At 71.8% G+C, this 16498-nt stretch carries 10 protein-coding genes and 1 pseudogene; 6 read left to right on the plus strand and 5 right to left on the minus strand.

Annotated elements, in window-relative coordinates; all coding sequences use genetic code 11:
* The first annotated feature begins 133 nt into the window (after nucleotides 1-133).
* Nucleotides 134-2368 carry a peptidoglycan recognition protein family protein gene (locus tag ACZ6KY_RS09745; protein ID WP_469309764.1) on the plus strand — a complete coding sequence of 745 codons (2235 nt, stop codon included), beginning with the start codon at nucleotides 134-136 and terminating at the stop codon, nucleotides 2366-2368.
* Nucleotides 2369-2698: 330 nt separating this feature from the next.
* On the plus strand, nucleotides 2699-3622 hold the full coding sequence (locus ACZ6KY_RS09750) for an adenosine kinase (protein ID WP_469309765.1): 924 nt from the start codon (nucleotides 2699-2701) through the stop codon (nucleotides 3620-3622).
* Nucleotides 3623-3800: 178 nt separating this feature from the next.
* On the opposite strand, the gene ACZ6KY_RS09755 is transcribed toward ACZ6KY_RS09750, so the two are convergent.
* The gene (locus tag ACZ6KY_RS09755; protein WP_469309766.1) at nucleotides 3801-5300 is read right to left on the minus strand and encodes a M1 family metallopeptidase; all 1500 of its coding nucleotides are present in this window, start codon (nucleotides 5298-5300) and stop codon (nucleotides 3801-3803) included.
* 182 nt (nucleotides 5301-5482) lie between these two features.
* On the opposite strand from ACZ6KY_RS09755, the gene ACZ6KY_RS09760 reads away from it, so the two are divergent.
* The gene (locus ACZ6KY_RS09760) at nucleotides 5483-7441 is read left to right on the plus strand and encodes a Xaa-Pro dipeptidyl-peptidase (RefSeq protein ID WP_469309767.1); all 1959 of its coding nucleotides are present in this window, start codon (nucleotides 5483-5485) and stop codon (nucleotides 7439-7441) included.
* An 87-nt stretch (nucleotides 7442-7528) separates the two neighbouring features.
* On the opposite strand, the gene ACZ6KY_RS09765 is transcribed toward ACZ6KY_RS09760, so the two are convergent.
* Nucleotides 7529-8491 carry an FAD-dependent oxidoreductase gene (locus ACZ6KY_RS09765; RefSeq protein ID WP_469309768.1) on the minus strand — a complete coding sequence of 321 codons (963 nt, stop codon included), beginning with the start codon at nucleotides 8489-8491 and terminating at the stop codon, nucleotides 7529-7531.
* Between the two features lie 66 nt (nucleotides 8492-8557).
* Between ACZ6KY_RS09765 and ACZ6KY_RS09770 the strand changes: the two genes are divergently transcribed.
* Together ACZ6KY_RS09770 and ACZ6KY_RS09775 are read left to right on the plus strand one after the other, a co-directional pair.
* Entirely contained in the window at nucleotides 8558-9586 is a 1029-nt protein-coding gene (locus ACZ6KY_RS09770; RefSeq protein ID WP_469309769.1) for an oxidoreductase, read from the plus strand.
* Between the two features lie 134 nt (nucleotides 9587-9720).
* A complete protein-coding gene (locus ACZ6KY_RS09775; RefSeq protein ID WP_469309770.1) occupies nucleotides 9721-11361 on the plus strand; it encodes an ABC-F family ATP-binding cassette domain-containing protein in 1641 nt (546 codons plus the stop codon).
* 258 nt (nucleotides 11362-11619) lie between these two features.
* Here ACZ6KY_RS09775 and ACZ6KY_RS09780 read toward each other — a convergent pair whose 3' ends face one another.
* Entirely contained in the window at nucleotides 11620-14007 is a 2388-nt protein-coding gene (locus ACZ6KY_RS09780; protein WP_469309771.1) for a Tex family protein, read from the minus strand.
* 154 nt (nucleotides 14008-14161) lie between these two features.
* The gene (locus tag ACZ6KY_RS09785; protein ID WP_469309772.1) at nucleotides 14162-15028 is read right to left on the minus strand and encodes an SCO6745 family protein; all 867 of its coding nucleotides are present in this window, start codon (nucleotides 15026-15028) and stop codon (nucleotides 14162-14164) included.
* Nucleotides 15029-15140: 112 nt separating this feature from the next.
* Here ACZ6KY_RS09785 and ACZ6KY_RS09790 point away from each other — a divergent pair.
* A pseudogene (locus tag ACZ6KY_RS09790) lies at nucleotides 15141-15517 on the plus strand (DJ-1/PfpI family protein); the annotation flags it as partial.
* A 207-nt stretch (nucleotides 15518-15724) separates the two neighbouring features.
* Here the strand turns inward: ACZ6KY_RS09790 and ACZ6KY_RS09795 are convergent.
* Nucleotides 15725-16468: an enoyl-CoA hydratase/isomerase family protein gene (locus ACZ6KY_RS09795; RefSeq protein WP_469309773.1), complete on the minus strand. Its 744-nt coding sequence runs from the start codon at nucleotides 16466-16468 to the stop codon at nucleotides 15725-15727.
* Between the last annotated feature and the right edge of the window lie 30 nt (nucleotides 16469-16498).

The raw sequence follows: 16498 nt of genomic DNA on the forward strand, positions 1-16498 counted from the left end.
CGGTGTCCATTTCGGCATGTAATGATCCTCTCGATTTTCCGTTATTCTGACGGCCGATAACCGCGGCACACGCCGGTCGAGGAGAACTCCCGGGGTGCGATGCCGGTCAGGCGTGGAGGGGCGTCCGAGGAATATGAACAAGCGCAGAGTGTGGGTCACCGCCGCTGCCGTGACGGCGGGGCTGACCGGTGTCGCCGTCTTACAGGGCTTCTCAGGGGGATCCGCGGGAAACGACGCCGGCCAGGACAAGCCGGTCACCGGACCGGTGCGGGCGCACGTGCGCTCCGCCGCCCTGCGGGTCGACGGCGACCACGCCGGGATTCCCCGGCGCGACACCGCCCCGTTCAGTCTGGTGGGCCTGTCCTGGACGAAGCCGACCGCCGATCTGCCCGGCAGGATCGAAGTACGTGCCCGCAGCACCAGTGGCGGCACATGGGGATCCTGGACGTCGCTGGACGTCGGAGGCCGTGGCGCGGCGGCGGAGGAGAGCCGGCGCGGCGCCACCGAACCGGCCTGGGTGGGCCCGTCGGACGGCGTGCAGGTGCGTGTCGACGGCAAGGGTTCCGCGCTTCCGGCCGGGCTGCGACTGGAGATGGTCGATCCGGGTGAAGGCACCGCGGCCAGGGGCCCGGCCCCCGTCGCGTACGCCACTGACGATCCCAGCGCCGAGGTGACCACGCCCGCGCCCGACGCGACGACCACCGCGCCGGAGGAGGGTCAGACCACCTCCGCCCCGCCGGTGGAGGACTCCCCGTCGCCTTCGCCCTCGGACAGCGCATCGAGCGGCGCCCCGACGGCGACGGACACCCCCAGCGCCTCCGTCAGCGCCTCACCCACCGAGACGGTGCCGCCGGCACCGGCGTCGACGGCCCCGAAGCCCGTCATCGTGACCCGGGCCCAGTGGGGCGCCGACGAATCGATGAACGACGAAGCGCCCGGCTACGGCACGGAGATCAAGGCCGTCTTCGTCCACCACACCGTGGACGCCAACGACTACAACTGCGCCGACTCCGCCGCCATGGTCCGCGCCATCCGCGCCTATCACGTTGTGAGCAACGGGTGGAAGGACATCGGCTACAACTTCCTGGTGGACAAGTGCGGCACCATCTTCGAGGGCCGCAAGGGCGGTGTGGACCTGCCGGTGGTCGGGGCCCACAATCCGGGCTTCAACACCAACACCACCGGCATCGCCGTCCTCGGTGAGTACACCTCGATCGACGCTTCCGCCGCCGCCAAGGCCTCGGTCGCGCAGATCGCCGCATGGAAACTCGGCCAGTACGGCTACGACCCGACCGGCAAGGTCGACCTGACGGCCGGTATAGCCAACGGCAAGTTCGCGCTCGGCCAGACCGCGTCGTTCTACCGCGTCTCGGGCCACCGCGACGGCTACTCCACCGAGTGCCCCGGCGACAAGCTGTACGCCTCCCTCCCCGAGATCCGCGCCCTGGCCGGCGGCCCCGTCACCGGGCTCGCCCTCAAGCCCTTCACCGGCGCAGGTGTGTCCGGCACCACCGCCTACACCAAGACCTCCCTCACGGTGAACTGGACGGCGACGACGCCGTCGGCCTTCATCCGGCGCTTCGATGTGCTCGTGGACGGGAAGGCCGCCGCGACCGGCGGGCCGACTGCCACCTCGGCCCCGCTGACCCTCACCCCGGGCAGCCACACCCTCGCGGTGCGCGCCACACACATCTCGGGGAAGACCACCGTGACGCCCAACTCCACCGTCGTCGCCGAGACCACCGCGCCCTCCTTCACCACCAAGCCGTCCCTCTCGCTGCGTACCGGGACCGTCGACACCACCGCCGTCCCCGTGACGTTGAGCTGGAAGGCCGCCGACAACAGCGCGCTGAAGGAGGTCCGCCTCACCAAGCCGGCCGCGCACACCTACGGACCCACCGTCATCAGCGCCGCGCTGACGGCGAACTCCGGTACGGCCGGCACCTGGTCGATGACCGCCTACGACTACGCAGGCAACACCGCCGCCGCCTCCCTCACCGCCACCCCGACGATCCTCCAGGAGACGTCCGCCACCCGCACCGGCACCTGGACGACCAAGTCCTCCAGCAGCTACCTGGGCGGCAAGTCCTACAGCAGCACAGCGAAGAACGCCTCCCTCACCTGGAAGTTCACCGGCCGCTCGGCGGCCTGGGTGGTCTCCCGCGCCACCGGCTCCGGCCAGGCTGTCATCTACGTCGACGGCGTCAAGGCCACCACCGTGGACATGAAGTCGGCCACCACCTCGTTCCGCCAGGCGCAGTGGACGAAGACGTGGTCCACGAGCGGCACCCACACGGTCAAGATCGTCGTCGTGGGCACCTCGGGTCGCCCGACCGTCACCACCGACGGACTCGTCTACCTCAAGTAGCAGCCCCGAGCCGAGCGGCGCGCCCAACGCGCCGCTCGGACTCCGGGGGAACGGTCCGGGGTCCGTTGTCGGTGGTGGCCTCTACGACTGACCGAGGCGACCACGCAGTGGCGCCCGGTCGGGGTCGTGTCGGTCAGGCGCGCGTGCGACCGCGGTGTGATCGGCGTGACGAGACGGGGGCAACGAGAACAGCGCGACGAGACCTGTGCGTCTCGGCTCGGCCTGTTTCGGGTGGCGTGCGGATGGCGGGGTTGCGGAAGTTTCTGCAACTCCTTGCCGTGGTCCGTCGGGGCCTGCTTGACTCGCTGCTCGCGTCCGAGAGGGAGAGTCATGAGCCGCGACATCGACGTCCTCGTCCTGGGCGGTGCGGGTGTGGACACCATCGTCCACGTCCCCGAACTGCCGCTTCCCTACGCCGACAGCTACATGATCCGTCCCGGCATCGAGAGCCGGGCCGGGCAGACCGGTGACTTCGTCGCGCTGGGCCTGCACGCCCTCGGCCTGCGCACGCACCACCTCGACATGCTCGGCGACGACCCCGAGGGCGACCTCGTACGAGCCCTGCACCGCGACCGGGGCATCGCGCTCACCGAGGTCCCCCAGCCCGAGGGAACCAAGCGCGCGGTCAACCTCGTCGGCCCCGACGGGCGCAGGCTGTCCCTGTACGACGACAGCCGCTCGCGCGAAGGGGACCGGCTGCCCGAGAAGACGGTACGGGACCTGGCCGCGGCGAGCCGGCACGCCCATGTGTCCATCACCCACCCGTGCGCCTTCGCCCTGCCGGCCCTCAGGGAGGCCGGGGTGACCCTCTCGACCGACCTGCACAACTGGGACGGCGAGAATCCGTACCACGAGCCGTTCGCGTACACTGCCGACGTCGTGTTCGTCTCCACCACCGCTCTCGCCGACCCCGAACGCACCATGCGGCGGATCGTGGAACGGGGCCGGGCCGAGGTGGTCGTCGCCACAGCCGGCGCCGAGGGCGCCTACCTGCTGGCCGGTGACGAGCTGACCCACGTCCCGGCGGTCCCGCCGCGTACGCCCGTGGTCGACTCGAACGGCGCCGGGGACTCCTTCGCCGCGGGCTTCCTCTACGGCCGCCTGACCGGCGAACCGCTCCGGATCTGCGCCCTGTACGGCGCGGTGGCCGGCGCCTACGCCTGCACCGTGCCCGCGACCCGGGCAGACGCCATCGGCCGCGACGAACTCCTGTCCCAGGTGGCCGAGTTGGAGGAAAACGTCACCCGTCGCTGAACCGGCCGCCCGCCGACGCGCGCCCGCCGGTTGCTCGCGGCTGACGCCCACCCGCCATCGGCGCGCGGCCGGAGTCCGAGCCGTCGCCCGCCCCACCGGAGGCGCCCGCCCGTCCCCGACGGGGGAGGGCGGGCAGGGGGTGAGCGACGGAGACCCCGTCGGCCGGTCGGCCGGCGCCTCAGCCGGAGTGGACCGCATCAGTTGCGGCGATCTTCTTCCAGGACTTCGGCCGGGCCACGGCACCCTTCGCCGCCGAGGCGGGGGCGACTCCCACGCTCCGCGCCGCGGGCGACGCCGGCTTCGAAGGCTGGAACAGCCAGGTGTCGAAGAGCGCCGCGAGCGACGTGCCGGACACCCGCTCGGCGTACTTCTGGAAGTCGCCGACCGACGCGTTCCCGTACGCGTGCTCCTTCGGCCACCCCTTCAGGATGGCGAAGAAGGCGTCGTCCCCGACCTGGTTGCGCAGCGCCTGCACCGCCAGCGCGCCCCGGTCGTAGACCGCGAGGTCGAACTGGTTGTCAGGACCCGGGTCCCCGGGCGCCACGGTCCAGAAGGCGTCGTCCGCCGGATGCGAGGCGTACACGTAGTCCGCGAGCTCCTGCGTCGTGCCCTCGCCCTCGTGCTCCGACCACAGCCACTGCGCGTAGCGCGCGAAGCCCTCGTTGATCCAGATGTCCTTCCAGCCCTTGAGCGACACGTCGTCGCCGTACCACTGGTGCGCCAACTCGTGGACGACCACGGAGGTGTTGGAGCCGTTCGCGAACTGCCGAGGGCTGTAGTACACCCGGGTCTGGGTCTCCAGCGCGTACCCGGTGGTGGTGTTGGGGACGTATCCGCCGGCGGAGCTGAAGGGATACGGCCCGAAGTAGCCGCTCAGCCAGTCGACCAGCTCTCCCGTGCGCTCGACACTGGCGCGCGCCGCCCCGTCGTTGTCGCCGAGGTCCTTGCTGTAGGCGTTGACGACCGGGACGCCGCCCTCGGACGTGCTGGTCGTGATGTCGAACTTCCCGACCGCGAACGTGGTCAGATAGGTGGCCTGCGGCTTGTTGGACCGCCAGTTGTAGCGGGTCCAGCCGAGGCGTGAACTCGTGGACTGCAGCGTGCCGTTGGAGATCGCCTGCGTGCCGTCCGGGACGGCCACGGATACGTCGTACGTCGCCTTGTCGAGCGGGTGGTCGTTGCTCGGGTACCACCACCACGCCGACTCGGGCTCGTCCGCCGCGACCGCCCCGTCCGGGGTGCGGTGCCAGGTCGAGAAGCCGTACGCGCTCTTCGTGGACGGCACTCCGCTGTAGCGGACGACGACGGTGATCGCCGTGTCCTTGGCCAGTGGCGCGGCCGGCGTGATCTCCAGCTCGTGCTGACCCGAGGTGGCGAACGACGCCTTCGCGCCATTGACCCGGACCTCGCTCACGTCGAGCAGAAAGTCCAGATCGAACCGGGACAGGTCCTGCGTGGTGGTCGCCAGGAGGGTGGCCGTGCCCTCCAGTTCGTCCGTCCGCGGCTGGTACGTGAGCCGCAGGTCGTAGTGCGAGACGTCGTATCCGCCGTTGCCGTAGGCCGGGTAGTAGGGGTCGCCGATGCCCGGTGCTCCCGGTGTGTAACTTGCCGCCGATGCCGGGATCGCCAGCAGCAGGGAGGCGGCGAGGGCGCCCGGGGCGATGAGTCTGCGGTGCACGTCAAGCTCCAAGTCGTCGGGGCGTGAAGTCGGTCCGGAGCCTATTCAGTCCCGGTGGCCCCAGTCATGTCCACGGCCACCCCTGTCACACGATCGCCATTCGGCCGACATGAGTCATCCAGCCCCATGGGTCTTTCATCTGCCCTCTGTCGCACGGGAGTTGACCGGGGTACGTTCCGCGCATGCCGATACCAGTGCGCCGCATGCGCTTCATGACCTGGAGATCGCTCGCGACGGCGGCCGTTGCCGCCCTGATGGCCGCCTTCCTCGTCCCGGTCGCCGCACACGGCGCCCCGCGGGAGAGCGCCCCGGTCTATTCGTACGAGAACGCGATCCGTGAGTCCGTCTGGGTCGACACCGGTCTCGACGGTGACAGGGACGGAAAGAGCGACCGGGTCGCCGTCGACATCGTCCGCCCCCGCGAACTCGCCGGGCAGGGCCGCAAGATACCCGTGATCATGGATGCCAGCCCGTACTACTCCTGCTGCGGGCGCGGCAACGAGAGCCAGGTCAAGACGTACGACGCGAACGGCCACGTCGTCCAGATGCCGCTGTTCTACGACAACTACTTCGTGCCGCGCGGTTACGCCTTCGTCGGCGTCGACCTCGCCGGTACCAACCGCTCCGACGGCTGCGTCGACGTGGGCGGCCGCTCCGACATCCAGTCCGCCAAGGCGGTCGTCGACTGGCTGAACGGCCGCGCCAAGGGCTACACCACCCGCACCGGCGCCGCCACGGCCAGGGCCACCTGGACCAACGGCAGGACCGGCATGATCGGCAAGAGCTGGGACGGCACCATCGCCAACGGCGTCGCCGCCACCGGCGTCAAGGGCCTGAAGACCATCGTGCCGATCAGCGCCATCTCCTCCTGGTACGACTACTACTTCGCCAAGGGCGCCCCGCTCTACGACTCCGGCCCCGACTGGCTCTCCGGCTACGTCGACAGCCCCGACGCCCAGGCCAAGTGCGCGGCCGTGCAGCGGAAACTGGTCGACGGGGCGCCGCGCACCGGCGACTGGACGTCACTGTGGACCGAGCGCGACTACGTCAAGAACGCCGCGAAGGTGAAGGCCAGCGTCTTCCTCGTCCACGGCATGCAGGACCTCAACGTCCGCACCAAGAACTTCGGCCAGTGGTGGGACGCCCTCGCCAGGAACGGTGTCGAGCGCAAGATCTGGCTCTCCCAGACCGGCCACGTCGACCCCTTCGACTTCCGCCGCGCCGCCTGGGTCGACACCCTGCACCGCTGGTTCGACCACGAACTCCTCGGCTACGACAACGGCATCGACCACGAGCCCATGGCCGACATCGAACGCCACCCCGACCAGTGGGCCACCTCCACCGTCTGGCCGCCCCGCACCACCAGCGCCACGACCCTGCGTCCGGGCACGGGCGCGCAGCCGGGCGTCGGCACCCTCGGACTGCGTGGCGGGTCCGGAACGGAGACCTTCACCGACGACCCGCGGCTGAGCGAGACCGACTGGGCCGCGCACATCGACCGGCCGACTCCGGACAAGGCCGGCTTCACGACCAAGCCGCTCACCCATGACCTGCGGATATCCGGCTCCTCCAAGGTGACCGTCACCGCCACGCCGACCACCTCGACGGCCCATCTCTCGGCCGTGCTTGTCGACCTCGGCCCGGACACCATCCGCGACTACGCGGGCTCAGGCGAGGGCATCGCCACCGTCACCGACCGCACCTGCTGGGGCGCGAGCACGGCCGGCGACAGCTCCTGCTACCAGGTGACCGAGGCCGCCAAGACCGACGTCGACTACACCGTGATCAGCCGCGGCTGGGCCGACCTCGGCAACTACGCCTCGGACCAAGGCGTCCCGCTCACGCCGGGTACGGCGTACACCATCACGCTGGACCTGGCGGCCACCGACCACGTCGTCCCGAAGGGCCACCGGCTCGCGCTGATCGTCGCGGGCACCGACAAGGATCTGATCGACCCGCCCTCCAGCACCCCGGCCCTGGCCCTCGACCTGTCCCGCACCTCGGCCCGCGTCCCCCTGGTGGGCGGCGCGGACGCGTTCTCGCGGGCGACGGCCGGGTCCACGGCGGCCCCGGCCGTATCCGTCCTCGACGGCGTACGCGACCCCCGCACCGCGCTCCGCGTCCCGGGGGAGGACCACTGACCAACTGATCCGCTGTTCCACTTCCCCGGTGAGGGGAACGGACCCGGGCCGCGGGGATTGCTGCGGCGGACCCGCCGCGGACGGAGTTCAGACGGAGGCGGTCGGACCGACGAGTTCGGCCGCCTCCCGCGCGCACCCCCACGCCACGGTGACCCCGGCACCTCCGTGACCGTAGTTGTGCACCAACACCCGCCCGTCCGGCCGGACTTCGCGCTCAAGCCGGACCGCGTCGCGCACCGGCCGCAGCCCCACCCGGTGGCCGAGCACGCGCGCCCCGGCGATCTCGGGGCGCAGTGCCGCGCACCGCTCGACGATCTCCGCCGCCACCTCCGGGTCGGGGACCCGCGACCAGTCGTCGTCGTCCGTGGTGCCGCCGAGGACCAGCCGGTCCGGCTGCGGGAAGACGTACGTGGTCGTCCCGGCCGCCGGGTCCGTCGAGACGAGCCACTCACGGATCCCGGGGTTCTCGACGAGCACGAGCTGCCCGCGTACGGGCCGTACGGCCGGATCCGGGACGAGATCGCGGGCCCCGAGGCCCGCGCAGTTCACGACGACCGCCGCCTTCGGCTCCGTGAGGTCCGTCACCGTCCGCTCCTCGACCGTCCCGCCCGCCCGCAGCAGCCGTTCACGCAGCCACCGCAGATGCGCGGGCATGTCGATCAACGGCAGCCGCGCCCGCAACGCGGTCCCCGGGTACTCCTTCGCCGTCGCCGCGCGCAGTCCGGGTACTCGGTCCGCCCAGGACCCCAGCTCGTCCAGCCGCGTCTCGCCCATGACTCCCTCGACCAGACGTACGCCACTCTCCTCGGGCCGCGCCGCCAACTCCTCGTAAACGGAGAGGGATACGAGTGCCCACGCGCGGGCCAGCGTCTTCGGCTCGATGCGGTACGGCCACCACAGCGCCCCCGCAACCGCCGAGGTGGTCCGCTCGGCGGGCTCCCGCGCCCACACCCGGACCCGCCTGCCGGCCTCGGCGATGACCACGGCCGTCGTCAGGCCGACGACTCCGCTGCCGACCACGATCACATCGCCGCTACCGGGCTGGTTCATGCCGGGACGGTAGCGGAATCCGTCCTGCCGTGGTCGTATCACTCTCCGTCTGGGGATACTCACAGCATGTCTGCCGAGTACGCCACGTTCGGCCTGGCACCGGCGATGCGTGCCGGTGGAGTCCTCGCCAACGGTGACTACCAAGTACACCGGGACTTCGTCGACTTCATCGTCGACGGACGCCCGCTGCTGTTCCAGCTCTCCGATCTCGACGCCGTGTCCCCGCTCGCCTCCGACGTACCGCCCGCGATCTTCACCGCGCAGGTGCGCGGCCTGCTCCTGGAGGCCGACGCCCCGCTCGAAGGGGGCAGGTACGTCATCTACGGCTGTCCCGAGTGCGAGAGCATCGAGTGCGGTGCCGTCACCGCACTCATCGAGCGGGCCGGCGACGACTACGTCTGGCGGGACTTCGCCTGGCAGACCGGAGAACGGGCCGACCTGGAACGCAACGGCTACCACGGCATAGGGCCGTTCCGCTTCCACGGCCGCGAGTACCGCGGCGCGCTGACCTCCCTGCTCGACGGTGACGCGGGTTCCCGCCGCCGCGTCCTGCTGATCGGCGCGCGGGGCGCCGTCTTCGCGAAGCCGGCCGCCGCCCTGCGCGCCGTCGGCATCGGCGCCGACATCGCCCGCGACGCCACGGGGGTCGCAGGGGTCGCGGCGGACGAACTGCGCACCTACGGCGCGGTGGTGTTCGGCCGGGCCGTCCCCGAGGCGGAACGGGCCGCCGTACGCGAGTCCTTCCGCGGCGCGGGCGTCGATGTCGCCCACGTCGAGGGCCTCGCCCCGATCGTTCCGCTGCTGGTCGCGCAGATCGAGCACGCCCTGGACCGCAGCCCCCGGGAGCTGCGCCGGCTCACCCGCCTCGTCGCCGCCCACGACGAGGCCGGAGTCGAGGTCACCTCCACCTGCCGGGTCCGGCTGACCGCGTACCGCCTGGACCGCCTCTCGCGCACCCGCGCGCACGACGTCTTCGACGGAATCCTGGAACCCGGCCACCACCGGATCCCGCTGGAGGCCAGGGCGATGAAGGGGGAGTCGTTCATCGTGGCCAGGACGTCCGGCAGCGTACTGGTGGCCGCGATGCCGCACTGACCGACGGCCCCGCGGTCCAGGTGGAGCGGCGGCCCTGGTGCGTCGGAGTGCCGGTGGCCCGGTGACCCTGGATGGCGGGCCCCGGAGATCGGCGGCGCGGGGGGACCCCGGGGGCCGTTAAAATCGGCTTCCTGATGACTGCCACTCTCGTCGCCAAGAACCTCACCGCCGGACACGGCGACCGCGCGCTCTTCGCCGGACTCGACCTCGTCGTCGCGCCCGGCGACGTGATCGGGCTCGTCGGCGCCAACGGCGCGGGCAAGTCCACGCTGCTGCGGCTGCTCGCCGGCCTCCTCACCCCGGAGGAGGGCGAACTGCGGCTCTCCCCGCCGTCCGCGACCGTCGGGCACCTGCCCCAGGAGCCGGAGCGCCGCGAGGGCGAGACCGTGCGGGACTTCCTCGCGCGCCGCACCGGCGTCGACGAGGCCCAGCGGATCATGGACGAGGCGACGCAGGCGCTCGTCGACGGGGCGCCGGGCGCGGACGACGCGTACGCGACCAGCCTGGAGCGCTGGCTCGACCTCGGCGGCGCCGACCTCGACGAACGCGCCGAGGAGGTCGCCGACTCCCTGGGGCTCGGCGTCGGTCTCGACCAGCTGATGACGTCCCTGTCCGGAGGCCAGGCGGCCCGCGCCGGACTCGCCTCCCTCCTCCTCTCCCGCTACGACGTCTTCCTGCTCGACGAGCCGACCAACGACCTCGACCTGGACGGTCTGGAGCGCCTTGAGCGTTTCGTCTCCGGACTGCGCGCCGGGACCGTCGTCGTCAGCCACGACCGCGAGTTCCTCACCCGCACGGTCACCAAGGTCCTCGAACTCGACCTCGTACAGCAGCAGATCACGCTGTACGGCGGCGGCTACGAGGCGTATCTCGAAGAGCGCGACACCGCCCGCCGGCACGCCCGCGACGACTTCGAGGAGTACGCCGACAAGCGCACCGCCCTCGAAGGCCGGGCCCAGATGCAGCGGGGCTGGATGGACAAGGGCGTCAAGAACGCGCGGCGCAAGGCGAACAACGACAACGACAAGATCGGCCGCAAGTTCCGCAGCGAGGCCAGCGAGAAGCAGGCCGCGAAGGCCCGGCAGACGCAGCGGATGATCGAACGTCTCGATGTCGTCGAGGAGCCGCGCAAGGAGTGGGAGCTGCGCATGGAGATCGCGGCGGCCCCGCGATCGGGCGCGGTGGTCGCCACGCTGCGGGACGCGGAGGTACGGCGCGGGGACTTCGCCTTCGGTCCGGCGACCCTCCAGATCGACTGGGCGGACCGGGTGGCCGTCACCGGCGCGAACGGCGCCGGCAAGTCGACCCTGCTGGGCGCGCTGCTCGGCCGGGTCCCGCTGTCCGCCGGTCACGCCACGCTCGGCTCCGGTGTGGTCGTCGGCGAGGTCGACCAGGCCCGCAAGCTCTTCCACGGCTCCGAGTCACTGCTGGACGCGTTCGGCGCGGCCGTCCCGGACACCGAACCCGCCGAAGTCCGCACGCTGCTGGCCAAGTTCGGCCTCAAGGCGGACCACGTCCTGCGTCCGGCGGCCACCCTCTCCCCGGGAGAACGCACCCGCTCGGCGCTGGCCCTCCTCCAGGGCCGTGGCGTCAACCTGCTGGTCCTGGACGAGCCGACCAACCACCTCGACCTCCAGGCCATCGAGCAGCTGGAAACGGCCCTGGAGTCCTACGAGGGCACGCTGCTGCTGGTCACCCACGACCGCCGCATGCTGGACGCGGTCCGCACGACCCGCCGCCTGGAAGTGGCGGACGGCAAGGTCACAGAGCACTGAGACCCGTCACGGAGGGGCAGCTGCCGTTGTAGGCAGCCGCCCCTCCGCACCAGCCACCGAGGGCAGCCGCAGCCCATGCTTTCGCCGAGGGAGAGCCGCCCCTGTCGCCTTTCGCGGGGAGCCGCCGCCCATCGGCTGTCACCGAGGGCAGCCGCCCCTCCGCAGGCGTCCCCGAGGGCAGCCGTCGCCCGCAGGCTTTCGCCAAGGGAGAGCGCTCCCGTCCGCTTTCGCCGAGGGGAGCCGCCAGCCCCTCCTGTGTCAGCCCCGGCCCCGCTTGGGGTCGGTCAGGCCCGCGCGTCGCAGGGCGTCCGCCATGGCGCTGTTCGCCGGCGGCGGCGCCTGACGGGAGCCGCCCCCGGTGCCACCCCCCGCACCGCCGCCGCGGCCCTGCCGCTGCTGCCCACGCTGCTGGGGCGGCCGCCCGCCCCGCTGGGGACGGCCGCCGTCCTCGGCCGCCGGGGCCGCCGCCTCGTCGTCCAGCCGCAGCGTCAGCGAGATCCGCTTGCGCGGGATGTCGATCTCCAGGACCTTCACCTTGACGATGTCGCCGGACTTCACGACGTCCCGCGGGTCCTTGACGAACGTCTTGGACATCGCGGAGACGTGCACGAGCCCGTCCTGGTGGACGCCGATGTCCACAAAAGCGCCGAACGCGGCCACGTTCGTCACGACCCCCTCCAGGACCATCCCGGACACCACGTCGGAGATCTTCTCCACGCCGTCCTTGAAGGTGGCCGTCTTGAAGGCGGGCCGCGGGTCACGCCCCGGCTTCTCCAGCTCCCGGAGGATGTCCGTGACGGTCGGCAGACCGAAGCTCTCGTCGACGAAGTCGGCCGGCTTCAGCGAGCGCAGCACACCCGTGTTGCCGATCAGCGACGCGACCTCGCTGCCGGCCGTCTTCACCATCCGCCGCACCACCGGGTACGCCTCGGGGTGCACGCTCGACGCGTCCAGCGGGTCGTTCCCGCCCCGGATCCGCAGGAAGCCCGCGCACTGCTCGTACGCCTTGGGGCCCAGCCGTGCCACGCCCTTGAGCGCCGTACGGGAGATGAAGGGGCCGTTGGCGTCGCGGTGCGCCACGATGTTCTCCGCGAGGCCGGAGGTGATGCCGGAGACCCGGGCCAGCAGCGGGGCGGAGGCGGTGTTCACGTCCACGCCCACGCCGTTCACACAGTCCTCGACCACCGCGTCCAGCGAACGGGACAGCTTCACCTCGGACAGGTCGTGCTGGTACTGCCCGACACCGATCGACTTCGGGTCGATCTTCACCAGTTCGGCCAGCGGATCCTGGAGCCGGCGCGCGATGGAGACGGCGCCGCGCAGCGACACGTCCATGTCGGGCAGCTCCTGGGAGGCGAACGCGGACGCCGAGTACACCGACGCCCCCGCCTCCGACACCATCACCTTGGTGAGGTTCAGCTCCGGGTGCTTGGCGATGAGCTCACCGGCGAGCTTGTCGGTCTCCCGCGAGGCCGTGCCGTTGCCGATCGCGATCAGGTCGACCGCGTGCTCCTTGGAGAGCCGGGCGAGCTTGGCGACGGCCTCGTCCCACTTGTTGGCCGGGACGTGCGGGTAGATCACGTCCGTGGCGACGACCTTGCCGGTCGCGTCGACGACGGCGACCTTCACGCCCGTACGGAAACCGGGGTCCAGGCCCAGTGTCGCGCGCGTGCCCGCCGGAGCGGCGAGCAGCAGGTCCCGCAGGTTCGCCGCGAAGACGTTCACCGCCTCGTCCTCGGCGGCGGTGCGCAGCCTCAGCCGCATGTCGATGCCGAGGTGCACGAGAATGCGGGTGCGCCAGGCCCAACGGGCGGTGTCCGTCAGCCACTTGTCGCCGGGCCGGCCGCGGTCGGCGATCCCGAACCGGTGGGCGACGATCCCCTCGTACGACGAAGGCCCCTCGGTGGCCTCCTCCGGCTCCAGGACGAGATCGAGGACGTCCTCCTTCTCGCCGCGCAGCATGGCGAGGATCCGGTGCGAGGGCAGCTGCTTGAAGGGCTCGGCGAAGTCGAAGTAGTCGGCGAACTTGGCGCCCGCCTCCTCCTTGCCCTCGCGCACCTTCGCGGCGAGCCGCCCGCGCACCCACATGCGCTCGCGCAGCTCACCGATCAGGTCGGCGTCCTCGGAGAACCGCTCGGTCAGGATCGACCGGGCGCCGTCCAGAGCGGCCTGCGGGTCGGCGACGCCCTTGTCGGCGTCGACGAAGGCCGCCGCCGCGGCGAGCGGGTCGACCGACGGGTCGCCGAGCAGGCCCTCGGCCAGCGGCTCGAGACCCGCCTCGCGCGCGATCTGCGCCTTCGTGCGCCGCTTCGGCTTGAACGGCAGATAGATGTCCTCAAGGCGCGCCTTCGTCTCGGCGGCCCTGATCTGCGCCTCGAGCTCCGCGCTGAGCTTGCCCTGCTCGCGCACCGAGTCGAGGATCGCGGCCCGCCGGTCCTCCAGCTCCCGCAGATAGCGCAGCCGCTCCTCGAGGGTGCGCAGCTGCGCATCGTCGAGCATCTCGGTCGCTTCCTTGCGGTAGCGGGCGATGAAGGGCACCGTCGAACCGCCGTCGAGCAAGTCGACGGCGGCCTTGACCTGCCGCTCCCGTACGCCGAGTTCCTCGGCGATCCTGCCTTCGATGGACCCTACGAGGGGTGTCGTCACGATCCCGTACCGCCTTCTCCACTGAGGTTGCGCGGCAATTGTGGCAGGTGACACCGACAACGGGGGCTCAGGGCGGCACTCGACCGGGTCGCGTGCCGCGGGCCGGGACCGTTTCGCGCTCCCGGCGGGCGGAGCCGGGAGCGGTTGGGCCTCCTCAGCCCTTGCCGATCATTCCGTCGGGGAACGCGCCGGCGGCGAACGCGGTCATCAGCAGGCCCTTGGCGATCTCGGTGAGGCGCTCCACCCCGGCGGCGCCCAGGTGCTCGTAGGGGGCGCGGTCGAGGCGGTCCGTCCGGGCCTCGATGTCCTGGCGCAGGGCCGTACCGGCCGGCGTCAGCTCGCCCTCCGCGTCGAGCAGCCCGCGCTCCCGCAGCCGCCCGGACGCCGCATCCCAGTCCTGCCGGGACCAGCCGCGCGTGCCCAGCACCCACCTGGGGGCCATGCCCTTGCCGGTCGCGGTGTGGCTCACCAGGGCCTCCACCGGGTCCAGCTCCGCGTCGAGCAGCGCCGCGAGGTGACCGTCGCCGCGGTGCTCGCGCAGCAGGGTGGCGGCGTGCCAGAGCGCCAGGTGCGGTGCCTCGGGGACGGGGAGGTCCGCGTGCGCGGCGTACAGCGGGCGGGCGGCCGTGCCGCAGGCCTCGGCGGCCCGCAGGGCGAGTTCGGCGGCCTCGGCCACCTCCTTGGAGGCGATGAGGTCCTCGCCGAGCAGCCGTGTGAGTGTCGCGTCCACGGCGCGCAGGCGTGCCGCGAGCACCGTCTCCGGAGAGGCCGTCCGCCAGACCGCGGGCACGTGCTCGGCCACGAGTCCGTGCCGGAAGTTGAAGAACGTCGCCGTCACCGTGCCCGCGCCGACCGCGCCCAACGCGGCGGCCCGCACCGCGAAGTACGCGGTCCGGTCGTTCTCGATGCCGACCGCGGCCAGCTCACGTCCCAGATCGGGCGAGAAGTAGTGCGTCGAGTGGAGCGGATTGAGGACGTTGTGGCAGCGCCGCCCGGCGCGCTCCGGCAGTGAGGGAGTCATACCCCGCACATTACCGACTGGTTGGTATGCCGTGAACAGCGAGACCCGCGATGGCGGGAAAGGCGGGATTCTCGTCATCGCGGCCAGAAGCGCGCCGGTCGGGAATCGGGACATGCGAACCGTCCTGATCGCCCTCTTCGACGGCGCGCGGAGCCTCGACGTCACCGGCCCCCTGAAGGTGTTCGCGGGCGCCGACACCTACCGCGCCGGCTCGTACCGCATCGGCACGGCCTCCCCGGACGGCGCCCCGGTGCGCTCCTTCAGCGGCCTCGTCCTCGTCCCGGACCGGGCGCTCGCCGACGCGCCGACGCGCACACCCTGCTGGTTCCCGGCGGCAGCGGCACCCGGCGCCCGGATCCCCTCCTGATCCACTGGCTGCGCGCCCACGGTCCGCGCGCCGAGCGCCTGGTCTCGGTGTGCACCGGCGCCGGACTGCTCGCGGCGGCGGGCCTTCTCGCCGGCCGCCGCGCGACGACCCACTGGGCCTACTCGCCCTGCTCGGCCGGATCGCCGGAGACGAACACGCCCAGGCCGTCCAGCTGTTGACCGGGTACGACCCACAACCGCCCTACGGCGCCGGGTCCCCGGACAAGGCGCCCGCGCACCTCGTCGAGGAGTTCCGGAGCAAGAGCCGTTTCCTGCTCGTCTGGCCGCCGATGCCGCCGGTTTCACACCCGTTGAGCGGTCGGCGAGCCCTCACGGGGTCCACGTGAAGTGCGGCTGCCGGCGGTCCAGGAAGGCGGCGACGCCCTCCGCGGTGTCGCCGCCGGCGCGTGCCTGTTCCGCCCAGTGAGCGTCACGGTCGGTGCGCCCGTTCGCGAACTCCTTCGCCGCCGCCTGCGTCAGCAGGGAGCGCGCTGCCAGGACACCGGTGAACTCCGCGACCCGCTTGTCGAGTTCGCCCTCGGACAGCACCTCGTCCACCAGACCGGTGCGCAGCGCGCGTTCGGTGTCGATCAACTCGCCGGAGAAGAGCAGGTACTTGGCGGCGGACGGACCCACCAGTGCCGCCAGCCTCCGGGTGGAGGAGGCCGGATAGACGATGCCGAGCTTCGCCGGAGTCACCCCGAACAGCGATCCCTCCTGCGCGAACCGCAGATCGCAGGCGGCCGCGAGCTGGGACCCGCCGCCCACGCAGTAGCCGCGAATCGCGGCCAGCGTCGGCTTCGGGAACGCGGCGAGGGCCTCCTCGGCGAGCACGGCGAGACCCTGAGCCTCGTCCGGGGAATCCCGCAGCGTCGAGATGTCGGCCCCGGCGCAGAACGTGCCGCCCTCACCGGTGAGCACGAGAGCGTGCACATCGGCGCGAGCGCTCAACTCGTCCAGCAGAGGCGGCAGAGCGCGCCACATCCCCGTCGTCATGGCGTTCCGCTTGGCGGGGTGATGGATGACGACGGTGGCGACCCCGTCGTCGACGTGATGCAACAGCTGCGGCTCCATGCACCGGATGCTATCCGCAGCCGCCGGCCG

This window comes from Streptomyces sp. NPDC042002 (assembly GCF_055588305.1).